Source organism: Sphingomonas lenta (assembly GCF_002288825.1).
In the GTDB taxonomy this organism is placed as follows: domain Bacteria; phylum Pseudomonadota; class Alphaproteobacteria; order Sphingomonadales; family Sphingomonadaceae; genus Sphingomonas; species Sphingomonas lenta.
This window is the reverse complement of sequence record NZ_NSLI01000004.1, coordinates 545,286-557,350: the sequence shown is the minus strand read 5'-3', so window position 1 is coordinate 557,350 and position 12,065 is coordinate 545,286. Positions and strand designations below refer to the sequence as shown.

Genomic DNA, 12,065 nt, shown 5'->3' with positions numbered 1-12,065 from the left:
CTTTGGGCATTAGACTGGTCCCCGGGGAAGCGGGGACGCGATGCTGAATTTTCTGATGATGGTCTATGCGGTTGTGGTCATGTTCGTGCTGACCAGCGCGAGCCGCAACCGGCGCGAGGACCGCCCGCACGGGGCGGCGATCATGATGGCGGGCCAGGTGGCGTTCTCCGCCTCGGCGACGCTGGCGGCGCTGCTCGCCGTGTGGGTGGTGATGTACCAGTTCGGCTACGCGCCGGAGCCCGTGCTGCCGGCGTGAGCTCCGGGCCTGTATTGCCCTAACAATACACTTGAAGCCGAGCCGGTTCGCCGTCAGAGTCATTACCGTCCCTGACGGAGTGAAGACATGGCGACCGCGACCGACACGCTGACCGAGACGCCGGCCGAGCTGAAGCTGACGCCGCCTGATCCGGTGCCGGCGGTCTCGCCCGAGCGCGCTGCGGGGCTGGTGCCCGTCGACGCAGGCACCAAGTCGAAGCTGGACGAGCGGGTCGACGGGTTCGTGGCCGACCTCGTAGCGCAGGACGTGAACAGCCCCGAGTTCGGGCGTCGCGTCGACGCGATCACCGCGATGGGCCAGAAGGAGATCCGGGACGCGGCGGGCCAGTCCAACCGCTTCCTCGACCGCCCCATCCGCGCGATGGACAAGGACACGGGCGTCGGCGCGGACCTGGCGCAGCTGCGCCGCGTCATCGAGGACCTCGACCCCGGCAAGCGCGGCAGCCTAACGGCTCCGAAGAAGCTGTTCGGCATCCTGCCCTTCGGCAACAAGATGCGCGACTATTTCGACAGCTACAAATCGTCGCAGACGCACATCGCCTCGATTCTGAAGTCGCTTAGCAGCGGCAAGGACGAGCTCCTGATGGACAATGCCGCGATCGACACCGAGCGCGCGAACCTGTGGGCGGCGATGGGCCGGCTGGAGCAGATGATCCACCTGTCCAAGACGATGGACGCCAAGCTGGAGGAAAAGGCGGCCGAGCTCGACCATACCGACCCCGCCAAGGCCAAGGCGATCCGCGAGACGGCGCTCTTCTACACCCGCCAGCGCACGCAGGACCTGCTCACGCAGATGGCGGTGACGGTGCAGGGCTATCTCGCGCTCGACCTCGTCAAGAAGAACAACGTCGAGCTGGTGAAGGGCGTCGACCGCGCGTCGACCACCACCGTCTCGGCGCTCCGCACCGCGGTCACGGTGGCGCAGGCGCTAACCAACCAGAAGCTGGTGCTGGAGCAGATCACGCAGCTCAACACCACCACCGCCAACATCATCGACTCGACGGGCAAGCTGCTCCGCTCCAACACCGCGCGCATCCACGAGCAGGCGGCGTCGGCGACGATCCCGCTGGAGACGCTGCAGCGCGCGTTCCAGAACATCTACGACACGATGGACGCGATCGACACGTTCAAGCTGAAGGCGCTCGACTCGATGAAGACCACGGTCAACGCGCTGGGCCAGGAGGTCGAGAAGTCGAAGGGCTATATCGCGCGGGCCGAGGGTGCGGCGCAGGGCGCCGGCCAGATCACCGGGCCGAACGCCAGCCAGTACCGGCTAGAGGCGGTGTGATGGCGCGCGATTATTCCGACGTCGACGCGCAGATCGAACGCGCGCGCGAGGTGATGGCGCGCATCTCCGCCGATTACGCCGGCACGGGCAAGCGCGTGCGCAGGAAGGCGAGGTCGGCGGGGCGCAAGCTGGTGCGCATCCTGGTCGCCAACGCGCTGATCCTGCTGGCGGCGATGGTGGCGGGGTTCTTCGTGCCGCTGGGACTGTTCGGCGGGCTGGCGGTGATGCTGCTGATGGCGGCGGTGACGATCGGCATCATGCTGGCGCCGGCCGAGCGCGTCGTGACGGAGGAGAAGCTGCGTGCGGTGGACGTGCGCGCGCTGCCTGCGCAGACCGAGCGCTGGCTGGAGCGGCAGCGCCCCGCCCTGCCTCCCCCTGCGCGGACGCTGGTGGATCAGATCGGCGTCCGGCTGGAGACGTTGTCGCCGCAGCTCGCCAACGTGCCCAACGACGGCGAGGCGGCGTATGAGCTCCGGCGACTTATCGGCGAGCAGCTGCCGGCGTTCGTGGGCGACTATCAGAAGGTCCCGCCGCCGTTGCGCGCGCAGGTGAGGAACGGGCGGACGCCCGACGCGCAGCTGGTCGACGGGCTCAAGCTCATCGACCAGGAGATCGCGATGATGACCGAGCGGTTGGCGCAGGGCAATCTCGACTCGCTCCAGACGCGCGGGCGCTACCTGGAGATGAAGTACCGCGACGGGGATCAGGGCTGAGCACCCGGTGGCGGCTGGTGCTGGCCGCCGCCGTCTCGATGCTCGCACCCGTCCTGCTGTGGCCCGCCGACCGGACGTGGAGCGTGCGGGTCGCGACGCTCCTGGCGATCGCCTGGCTGCTCTGGAGCGTGTCGCGCATCGACAACCACACGGGCAGCTGCCTGATGGCGACGGTGCTCGTACTCATCGTGCTGGCGGTTCTCGCGCTGCTCGCGACCGGCGTGGCGTTGCCGGCGTACCTGCGGTGACCGTGCGAGCCCTTATCCCAGCGCGTCCACGCCCACGGCGCTGCCGATCAGGCTATAGACGTAGTAGGTAGTGCCGTCGCGCATCACCGCGCCGTCGAACTCGAAGGCGGTGACCCGCCGCCCGTCGCTCCGCGTCACGGCGAAGTCCGAGCCGTCGACCTCGACGCGGCGATCCGACCCGAAGCCGATCCGGCCGTCGCCGTCGTTGTCGGCGATCGCGACCGTGGTCACGAACACGTCGGCCGCGCCGAAGCCGGTGATCGCATAGGATCGGCCGGAGGGCAGGCACAGCGCCGCGTCGTAGAAGAACAGGTCCGCGCCCCTGGTCCCCGCCGCGCCCGTCGAGCCGAGCAGCACCTCGGTCGCCCCCGCCGGCCGTACGGAGGCGGTGGCGTAGACCGACAGCCCCTCGTCCCGGCCGACATAGCGCAGCGCGGAGCCGTCCAGCCCGTCGAGCCGCACCGTGTCGCCGCCCGCCGTCCGACCGTCGAGCCGCAGCCGCCCGCCGGAGAAGGTGATGATCCCGTCGCCATTGCCGTCGAACAGCGGCGCGTCCGTCACCAGCACGTCGTCGCGGGCGAAATCGGTGACGACGTCGTCGCCCGTCTCCGCGCCGATCTCGAAGAAATAGCTCTGCGGCGCGTCGAAGCCGCGGAGGCGCTGGTCGAGCGAGTCGGAGCCGTCCTGGGTCTCCAGCCGGGTGACGAGCGTGGAGGTGAGCGCGGGCAGGAAGTAATCGCCGTCCGCGTCGAACAGCCTCGCCTTGACGCCGTCGCCGTCAGTCCAGGCCACGACGAAGATGCCCTCGTCCACCTGCGCGACCGACGGGCCGCGCTGGTCGCCCGCCGTGACCTGGTTGACGAGGAAGGCGGGGCCGTCCGCCGCGCCCGCGACCGTGTCGACCAGCCTCGCCCTGATCGACGAACCCGACGCGTCGTCCGCACCCGCTTGGCGGTCCTCCCAGGCGACGATGACGCGCTCGCCGTCGAGATCGTCGATCGCGGGCCGAACTTGGTCCCCGGCCGTCGCCTCGTTGACGGTGATCGCATAGGGCGTCGAGACCCCGTCGAAGGGCAGGCTGTAGAGCTTGACGTCGCGGCCGCCGCCGTCTGGCGCCGCATAGGCGAGGTTGATGCGGTCGCCGATCCGCATGGTGACGGCGGACGGGTCCGCGTCGAAATTGTCGGGCAGCGCCTGGATGAGTTGGGCGGGTCCCCGCGTCCCGTCGTCCACGTCCAGCTCCTGCCAGTAGAGGCCGCGCACGTCGTCGTCGCCCGGCTCCTCGACCGCATAGCCTTGCCAGAACACGATCACGCGGTCGGCGAGCACGGGGTGGCGGGCGACGGCGGCCGCTCCCGACACGTTGAAGCCGAGCGCGTAATCGGCGACGACCGCACCGGCCGCGTTGTAGATCAACGCCTCGACGTCGAACTCCTCGGTGGAGACGACCACGGAGCGCCCGTCGGACAGCACCGCCGCGTCCGGCTCGCGGTGGTAGTAGCTGTAGTTGGGCGAATAGACCTCCGGTCCCAGCTTCGCGCCGTCGACGCCGACGCGCTGGGTCGCGATGAAGGTGCCTTCCAGCGAGTCCTCGACGCCGCTGCTGTACGCGACGAGGTAGGAGCCGTCGCCGTAGCGGACGATCTCCGGGTCGAACTGCGGGTCGTCCTCCACCGTGTTGACCTGGAACACGCCGGTGGCTGCCTGCTCCACCTGAAAGATGCGGCCCAGGAGCTCGTTGTAATCGCTGTCATAGTCGCGGTCGGGCGGCGGCGGGGCGTTCGGCCCTTCCCAGACGAGCATGAAGCGGTCGACGTCGCTCGCGACGGCGACCTCCCTTCCGAACGCGCCGCCGTTGGCGATGAACTCGGGACGATAGGGGATGGTGGGCATTGCGGCTCTCCTTGGAAGAGCGACCCGCATACCGATCCGTTCTTATAGGGCGGCCATACACCAGGCCGCGCGGCCGGCCAAGCTATGCCAGCAGCGTCGCCGCCCGAGGCGAAAGGCGGTCGAGCGCGGCGGCGTGGATACCGGGCGCGGCGACCAGCATGCCGAACGCCTGCGGGTCCGGCTTGTTGAACAGCAACGGCTTGCCGCACGCGTCCGACACGGCCGCGCCCGCCTCCTCGGCGATGAGCGCGGCCGCCGCGATGTCCCACTCGTTGCCCCAGCGGATGGTGGCGACCATGTCGGCCTCGTCGGCGGCGACCATCGCCATGCGGAGCGCGATCGAGTTGGGCTTGAACACCGGCGTCAGGTCGCGGTCGGCCTTGGGGAGCGCGTCGGTGGGGACGCGCGCGCCGGGCAGCTCGGCCCGCGTGCTCGCGGAGAGCTTCACGCCGTTGCGCGTCGCCCCCCTGCCCGCGCGCGCGGTCCAGAGCTCGCGCCGGGCGGGGGCGTCGAGCGCAGCGAGCGTGACGCGGCCCCGCTCGACCAACGCCACCGACACCGACCAGCCAGGTCGCCCGCGGATGTAATCGCGCGTGCCGTCGATCGGGTCGACGACCCAAACTTGAGTACGCGCTAGGCGCTCGGGGTCGTCCGCCGTCTCCTCCGACAGCCAGCCCGCATCGGGGATCAGCGCCAGGAGCCGCGCGCGGAGCATGCGGTCGACGTCGAGATCGACCTCGCACACGGGGCTGCCCGGCTCCTTCTCCCACCGGCGGAAGTCGGTGCGCCAGCGGGCGAGCGCCATCTGCCCGGCCTCGGCGGCGACCTGGGCAACGGCGGAGAGAAGCTTATCCCCCGGCAACCGTCATCCCGTCGATGCGGATCGTGGGCACGTTGGTGCCGTAGCGGAACTCAAGATTGTTGGCGGGGGTGAGCCGGCGGTACATATCCTTAAGGTTGTCCGCGATGGTGAACTCCGCGACGGGCGTGGTGATCCGCCCGTTCTCGATGCGGAAGCCGGCCGCGCCGCGGCTATAGTCGCCGGTGACGCCGTTGACGCCCTGGCCGATCAGCTCGGTGACGTAGACGCCGTCGGCGATGTCCTCGATCAGCGTCGAGACGGGGACGCGGCCCGGCTCCATGTAGAGGTTGCTCGTCGTGACCCCCGGCGCGCCGCCGACGCCGCGCGCGGCGTGGCCCGTCGGCTCCAGGCCGAGCTGACGCGCGGAGGCGGAATCGAGCAGCCAGGTCTCGAGCACGCCCGCCTCCACGATCGCGGTGGGCCCGACGGGCAGGCCCTCGCCGTCGAAGGGGCGCGAGCGGAGCCCATGCGGGCGGTGCGGGTCGTCGCGGATCGTCACGCCGGGCGCGAACACCTCGGAGCCTAGCGCGTCGAGCAGGAAGCTCGTCTTGCGCGCGATCGACTGGCCGGAGATAGCGCCGATCAGGTGGCCGACGAGCGAGGAGCCGACACGCGGGTCGAACACGACGGGCATCTCGCCGGAGGGGAGCTTGCCGGGGTTAAGCCGCGCGACGGCGCGCTCGCCCGCGCGGCGGCCGATCTCCTCCGGCGCGTCGAGCCTGGACGCGTGGCGCGCGGCGTGGTGCGCGTAGTCGCGCTGCATGTTCCCGCCCTCGCCCGCGAGCACGCTGGCGGACAGGCCGTAGCCGGTGGTGGCGTAGGCGCCCGCGAAGCCGTGGCTCGTCGCCAGCGCCCATACGCTGCGTGACGCGGAGGCGCCGCCGCCTTCCGAGTTGGTGACGCCGGGCACAGCGCGCGCGGCGTCCTCGGCGGCGAGCGCCAGGTCGCGCAACGCCTGCGGCTCGGGGTCGCCATGGTCGTCGAGGTCGAGCAGCGGCGGGGCGCCGTGGAGCAGGCGTTCGGGCGGCGCGAGGCCGGCCCACTTATCCTCCGGCGCCTCGCGCGCCATGGCGACGGCGCGCTCGACCAGCGTGGCGACGGCGTCGTCGGACAGGTCGGAGGTGGCGACGCTCGCCGAGCGAGAGCCGACGAAGACGCGCAGGCCCAGCTCGCCCGACTCGGAGCGGCCGACGTCCTCGAGTTGGCCCAGGCGCACGGAGATCTCGGTGGAGGCGTCGGCGGCGAACACCGCGTCGGCGGCGTCGGCGCCGGCGCGTATCGCGGCCGCGACGACGGCTTGGGCGCGGTCGCGCGCCTGGTCGGGGGTCAGCATGGGCGGGGACGTAGGCGCTCGGGGTGCGGCGCTCAAGCGCTGCCGACGGTCAGGCAGGCGAGGAACATGAGGAGGCCCGCGAAGCGGTTGGAGCGGAAGCGGTGGAGGGCGTTGGCGCCGTCGGTGGGATCGAGCGTCGCGACCTGCCAAGTGAGGTGTCCCGCCACCGGGAGCAGCGCGGCGAGCGCGAGCGGGTCGAGGTACGTTTGCCGGATCGCCAGCCCCCAGAGCGCCAGCGCGAGCGCGTAGAAACCGGCGACGCCGAGGCGGACGTTGCGCCCCAGCCGGCGCGCCGAGCTGCGCACGCCGATCAGCGCATCGTCGTCCACGTCCTGGAGCGCGTAGATCGTGTCATAGCCGATCACCCAGGCGACCGTGCCTAAGTAGAGCGCCGCGGCGGCAAGGTTGAAGCCATCCGCCGCCTCCGTCCAGCCGACGAGCGCCCCCCAGGAGAAGACGAGGCCGAGCCACGCCTGAGGCCACCAGGTGATGCGCTTCATGAACGGGTAGGCGGCGACCAGCGCCAAGCTGGCGAGCGCGACGATCGCCGCGGGCGGGCGGAGCTGGAGCAGGACGACGAGGCCGACGAGGCAGAGCGCGGCGAGCCAGATCCATGCGGTGCGGACCGACACCATCCCGCTCGGGATCGGCCGCGCGGCGGTGCGGGCCACCTGCGCGTCGAGGTCGCGGTCGACGATGTCGTTGTACACGCACCCCGCCCCGCGCATCGCGATGCTGCCGAGCAGGAACCAGCCGATCAGGTCCCATCGCTCCCATGCCGCGCCGCTAAGCGCGACGGCCCAGGCGCAGGGCCAGAAGAGCAGCCACCAGCCGATCGGGCGATCGAACCGGGCGAGGAGCGCGAGCCCGCGAAGCGTGCGCGGCAGGCGCGCGACGAGGCCGCGATGCTCGCTGTCGGGGACGATGGCGTCGGGCATGGGCGGGGACTTAGCTTGGTCACCCATCACCGTCACCCCGGACTTGTTCCGGGGTCCATCTCTCGACGCGTGCAACGTTAATCGGAGGGGAGCGGCGGGCCGCGCTCTCGGCCCGTGGTTCGCCCGCACAACGATGGACCCCGGAACAAGTCCGGGGTGACGGTTAGGGCCGAAGAGAGGTTCCCCCCACTCCCACCCTTCCCTATCTTATCGCGATGCGTATCCTGTCCGCCCTGCTCCTCGCGAGCCTCGCCCTCCCCGCCTCGGGGTCCCCGCAAAGTAGTACTTTGCGGGGTGCCCCTTCCGCCCAACGCGCGCCCAGCCCCGAAGGCGTGTGGCGCAACGCGAAGGACTCCGTTCGCATCCGCGTCGCGCGATGCGGGCAGGCCTTGTGCGGGCGCGTGGTGCAGGCGTCGGCTGAGGCGCAGGCGGACGCCGCGCGGGGCGGTACGGCGCAGCTGGTCGGCGTCGACCTGTTCCGCGGGCTGACGCGCGCGCCGGACGGGCTTTGGTACGGGCAGGTGTTCGTCCCCGATCTCGGCCGCGCGGTCGACGGGTCGCTCAGGCAGGCGGGACCGAACACGCTGGTCGCCGAGGGCTGCCTCGTCGCGGGCTTCGGCTGCCGCGCGCAGAACTGGACGCGGGTGCGCTAGAGCCCGCATGGTCGGCCTCTCCGTCGCGATCGGGCGCTTCGTGGAGGCGCTGTTCTGGGCCATCCTGCGCGTCGCGGGTGGCATCGCGGCGGTGGCGGTGCTGAGCGCGCTGGGGCTGGCGGCGACGTGGATGATCGCGCGCAAGCTGTGGCGGTCACGGCGCGCGGTCAGGCGCTGATGGGAGCCGTACCCGCATGGCCGCCGCAATCGACGCCGCGGCTGTTCGTCGACGACCTGCTCCAGCCCGGCGAGCGGCGAATCGAGGGGCCGGCGGCGCATTACCTGCTCTCCGTCATGCGGCTGAAGAGCGGCGATCCGGTCAAGCTGTTCGACGACCGCACGGGCGAGTGGCTGGCGGTGGTGCGCGCGGCGGGCAAGCGCGACCTGACGGTGGAGCTCACCGAACGCCTGCACGGGCGCGAGGCGGCGCCCGACCTGTGGCTCTGCGCCGCGCCGCTCAAAAAGGGTCGCATCGATTGGGTGGCGGAGAAGGCGTGCGAGCTGGGCGTGGCGCGGCTGCAACCGGTGCTGACCCGGCGCGCGGTGGTGGACAAGCTCAACCTCGACCGGCTGCGCGCGCATATGGTGGAGGCGGCCGAGCAGTGCGGCCGGACCGCTCTGCCCGAGCTGACCGAGCCGGTGAAGCTCCCCGCCCTGCTCCGCGACTGGCCCGCCGAGCGCGCGCTGTTCTTCGCCGACGAGACGGGCGGCGAGCCCGCGGCGGCGGCGATGCGGGCGCGGTCGGGTCCGGCGGCGGTGCTGATCGGGCCGGAGGGCGGCTTCGACGATGCCGAGCGCGAGGCGATCCGCGCTCTGCCCCAGGCGGTCGGGATCGGGCTGGGGCCGCGCATCCTGCGGGCGGATACCGCGGCGGCGGCGGCGGTCTCGATTTGGATGATCGTGGCGGGGGATTGGTGACCTAAGTTCCTCCCCCGCTTACAGCGGGGGAGGGGGGCCGCGCCCGTAGGGCGTGGTGGAGGGGGGCGTAGCGCGACGAGCGACATGCCGGGGGCATGTCGCCGCGCGGAGCCGGCCTGCGGGACGTAGGCCGTGGGCGATGCCGCATCCCGTAGCTCCCCCTCCACCAGCTACGCTGGTCCCCCTCCCCCGCTGTGAGCGGGGGAGGATTTACGGGGTGCCCTGTCGCGCCTAAGGCGCGCACCCATGACGACCAAGACCGCCACCGATCCCAAATCCGCGGTCATCGAGTCGCGCGATCAGTTGATCGCGTCCTTCGCCAAGGGCGAGAAGCCGGCGGAACGCTGGCGCATCGGCACCGAGCATGAGAAATTCGTCTACCGCAAAGTAGACCACCGCGCGCCGTCCTACGACGAGCCGGGCGGCATCCGCGATCTCCTCCTGGCGCTGACCGAGTTCGGCTGGCGGCCGGTCGAGGAGAACGGCAGGGTCATCGCGCTCACCGGCCGGGACGGCTCGATCAGCCTGGAGCCCGCGGGCCAGTTCGAGCTGTCGGGCGCGCCGCTCGAGAACCTGCACCAGACCTGCCAGGAGACGGGCCGGCACCTGGAGCAGGTCAAGGCGGCGGGCGACAAGCTGGGGCTCGGCTTTCTGGGGCTGGGCATGTGGCCCGACAAAAGGCGGGACGAGCTGCCGATCATGCCCAAGGGCCGCTACGACATCATGCGCAGGCACATGCCGCGCGTGGGATCGCTCGGGCTCGACATGATGCTCCGAACCTGCACGATCCAGGTCAATCTCGACTACGCCTCCGAAGCCGACATGGCCAAGAAGTTCCGGGTCGGCTTGGCGCTCCAGCCGCTCGGCACCGCCTTGTTCGCCAACTCGCCCTTCACGGAAGGGCGGCCGAACGGGATGCTGAGCTACCGCAGCCATATCTGGTCCGACACCGACCCGCACCGCACGGGCATGCTGCCCTTCGTGTTCGAGGACGGGTTCGGCTACGAGCGCTACGCCGACTACGCGCTCGATGTGCCTATGTATTTCGTCTACCGCGAGGGCAGGTACATCGACGCCGCCGGGCTCTCCTTCCGCGACTTCCTGCGCGGCGAGCTGCCGGTGCTGCCGGGCGAGCTGCCGACGCTGGAGGACTGGAGCGACCACCTGTCCACCGCCTTCCCCGAAGTGCGGCTCAAGACGTTCCTGGAGATGCGCGGGTCGGACGGGGGTCCGTGGAACCGCATCTGCGCGCTGCCGGCGCTCTGGGTCGGGCTGCTATACGACCAGGGCGCGCTCGACGCGGCGTGGGACCTGGTGAAGGACTGGACGCTCGACGAGCGCCAGAGCTTACGCGACGCCGTGCCCAAGCTCGCGCTCGACGCGCCGCTGCCGGGCGGCGGCAAGCTCCGCGACATCGCGGGCGAGGTTCTCGACATCGCGCATGCCGGCCTCTCGACTCGGGGACGCGGGTTCGGGGGCGACAACGAGACGGGCTTCCTCGACCCGCTGCGCGAGATCGTGCGGTCGGGGAAGACGCCCGCCGAGCGGCTGCTGGAGCGTTATCACGGCGCCTGGAACGGCGACGTCGCGCAAGTGTACGAGGAAGAGAGCTACTGACCGCGTAAGCGCGCGAACAGGCGCGGCACCGGGCCGTTGCGCGCCATCCAGGCGTCGTAGGCCTGATAGGCGGGGTCCTCGCGGAGGTGCCGCTCCTCCGTCTTGGCGCGCCAGTAGTAAACGCCGCTCACCACGCCGAGCAGGATCGTCGCGCGCGCGGCGTCGACCAGGCTCGCGGTCGACAGGAAGGGCAGCGTCGACAGCCACCAGAACAGGTTCTTCGATAGGTAGGCCGGGTGCCGCGTCCAGGCGTACGGCCCGTGCGTCAGGACGCCGCGATGCGTCAGGTTGGAGAAGCGCAGCCCGAAAGCCACCGTCGCCCAGGCGTACACGGCGGTGAGCGCGACCAGGATCGCGCCGACCACGGCCTGTAGAACGGGCCAGTCGGCGAACCAGCGGACCCAGTCGGACGTGCCCGGATGATAATCGAGCGGCCCGCCGGGGCTCATCAGCTGGAAAGGCGGGTAGCAGATCAGCGCCGCCGTCCACCCCGCCGCGTACGGATTGGCCGAGCGGATGTGGCTGTCGAGCGGCCGCATCGTCAGGATATAGCCCACGCTCGCGAACGCCACGTCGACGACGAACATCAGCGTCATGAGCAGGCCCGCGAGCGCCACCGGGCTGGCGAGCGCGTCGCGCCAGCCTGCGCGGATCAGGTCGCCAAAGCCCGGCGGCGTGATCGCCAGCATGAAGGCGAGGAAGAACGCCTTGACCGCCCAGCTGCGCAGGTGGCCGAAGATCAGCTCGCGGTCGTAAGGCTGCCCCGTCATCCACGCGCCGAGATGGTAGGCGCCGTCGCGCGGCTCGACGAGACGGCGGTCGATCCAGAGCACATAAGGGATCGACAGCACGAACAGCACGGGTGCGGCCTGGGTGAAGCACCACATGGCGAACTGGAAACCACCCTGCCAGTAGAAGCGCCCTGTCGCGTAGACGACCGCGATCAGGCCCCAAATCGCCCATAGCCCCGCGAGCTTGGTGAGGCTGCCGTCGAGCGTCTCGCGCAAGGGCCGCGCGCTGCTCCAGTCGACGCCCGTGGACGGGTTGCGGTGCACCTTGTCGACTAAGAGCGACCACAGCACCATCGGCACGGCGCAGGCGAGCAGGTTGACGAGCGCCGAATAGGGCCCGTCGAGGCCGTAGAGTTTGGCGACCGCGATCCAGGCCGCGACGCCCGCCAGTCCCGCGAGCCCGACGCCGTGCGTCACCGCGGACCTAGGTCGCGGGTCGGTTCTTAAACGGAGCCGGCGGTCGTGGAACATGCGCGCCCGGCATAGCCGCGGGTGGTTAGGGAGGCGTGAAGGCTACCACGCCCTCCACTCGTCA

The 12,065-nt window shown here is 70.9% G+C and carries 13 protein-coding genes; 8 read left to right on the top strand and 5 right to left on the bottom strand.

Features of this window, described 5'->3' with window-relative positions:
• The first annotated feature begins 40 nt into the window (after nt 1-40).
• From CKY28_RS14845 to CKY28_RS14830, 4 genes are all read left to right on the top strand, one after another.
• Nucleotides 41-256: a hypothetical protein gene (locus CKY28_RS14845; protein ID WP_095999119.1), complete on the top strand. Its 216-nt coding sequence runs from the start codon at nt 41-43 to the stop codon at nt 254-256.
• An 87-nt stretch (nt 257-343) separates the two neighbouring features.
• Nucleotides 344-1,564 carry a toxic anion resistance protein gene (locus tag CKY28_RS14840; protein ID WP_095999118.1) on the top strand — a complete coding sequence of 407 codons (1,221 nt, stop codon included), beginning with the start codon at nt 344-346 and terminating at the stop codon, nt 1,562-1,564.
• Nucleotides 1,564-2,277 carry a hypothetical protein gene (locus tag CKY28_RS14835; protein ID WP_095999117.1) on the top strand — a complete coding sequence of 238 codons (714 nt, stop codon included), beginning with the start codon at nt 1,564-1,566 and terminating at the stop codon, nt 2,275-2,277. The genes CKY28_RS14840 and CKY28_RS14835 overlap by 1 nt, the downstream gene beginning before the upstream one ends.
• Before the next feature lie 17 nt (nt 2,278-2,294).
• Complete coding sequence (locus CKY28_RS14830; protein WP_095999116.1) at nt 2,295-2,525, top strand: hypothetical protein; 231 nt, start codon at nt 2,295-2,297, stop codon at nt 2,523-2,525.
• A 12-nt stretch (nt 2,526-2,537) separates the two neighbouring features.
• Here the strand turns inward: CKY28_RS14830 and CKY28_RS14825 are convergent, their stop codons facing one another.
• From CKY28_RS14825 to ubiA, 4 genes are all read right to left on the bottom strand, one after another.
• Entirely contained in the window at nt 2,538-4,418 is a 1,881-nt protein-coding gene (locus tag CKY28_RS14825; protein ID WP_095999115.1) for a hypothetical protein, read from the bottom strand.
• A gap of 82 nt (nt 4,419-4,500) precedes the next feature.
• Nucleotides 4,501-5,280, bottom strand: a complete 780-nt coding sequence (locus CKY28_RS14820) for a 3'(2'),5'-bisphosphate nucleotidase CysQ (protein ID WP_095999114.1) — start codon at nt 5,278-5,280, stop codon at nt 4,501-4,503.
• Complete coding sequence (locus CKY28_RS14815) at nt 5,267-6,613, bottom strand: TldD/PmbA family protein (RefSeq protein ID WP_095999113.1); 1,347 nt, start codon at nt 6,611-6,613, stop codon at nt 5,267-5,269. The genes CKY28_RS14820 and CKY28_RS14815 overlap by 14 nt, the downstream gene beginning before the upstream one ends.
• Before the next feature lie 32 nt (nt 6,614-6,645).
• Nucleotides 6,646-7,551, bottom strand: a complete 906-nt coding sequence (gene ubiA, locus CKY28_RS14810) for a 4-hydroxybenzoate octaprenyltransferase (protein WP_095999112.1) — start codon at nt 7,549-7,551, stop codon at nt 6,646-6,648.
• Nucleotides 7,552-7,766: 215 nt separating this feature from the next.
• On the opposite strand from ubiA, the gene CKY28_RS14805 reads away from it, so the two are divergent.
• The 4 genes from CKY28_RS14805 to CKY28_RS14795 all read left to right on the top strand — a co-directional run bounded on the left by CKY28_RS14805 (nt 7,767) and on the right by CKY28_RS14795 (nt 10,739).
• The gene (locus CKY28_RS14805) at nt 7,767-8,204 is read left to right on the top strand and encodes a DUF2147 domain-containing protein (RefSeq protein WP_095999111.1); all 438 of its coding nucleotides are present in this window, start codon (nt 7,767-7,769) and stop codon (nt 8,202-8,204) included.
• A 7-nt stretch (nt 8,205-8,211) separates the two neighbouring features.
• The gene (locus CKY28_RS18790; protein WP_176473113.1) at nt 8,212-8,382 is read left to right on the top strand and encodes a hypothetical protein; all 171 of its coding nucleotides are present in this window, start codon (nt 8,212-8,214) and stop codon (nt 8,380-8,382) included.
• Nucleotides 8,382-9,122: a 16S rRNA (uracil(1498)-N(3))-methyltransferase gene (locus tag CKY28_RS14800; RefSeq protein ID WP_095999265.1), complete on the top strand. Its 741-nt coding sequence runs from the start codon at nt 8,382-8,384 to the stop codon at nt 9,120-9,122. The genes CKY28_RS18790 and CKY28_RS14800 overlap by 1 nt, the downstream gene beginning before the upstream one ends.
• 246 nt (nt 9,123-9,368) lie before the next feature.
• Nucleotides 9,369-10,739 carry a glutamate--cysteine ligase gene (locus CKY28_RS14795; protein WP_095999110.1) on the top strand — a complete coding sequence of 457 codons (1,371 nt, stop codon included), beginning with the start codon at nt 9,369-9,371 and terminating at the stop codon, nt 10,737-10,739.
• On the opposite strand, the gene CKY28_RS14790 is transcribed toward CKY28_RS14795, so the two are convergent.
• Complete coding sequence (locus CKY28_RS14790; protein WP_095999109.1) at nt 10,733-12,001, bottom strand: methyltransferase family protein; 1,269 nt, start codon at nt 11,999-12,001, stop codon at nt 10,733-10,735. The two genes, CKY28_RS14795 and CKY28_RS14790, sit on opposite strands and share 7 nt — an antisense overlap.
• Nucleotides 12,002-12,065 lie beyond the last annotated feature (64 nt).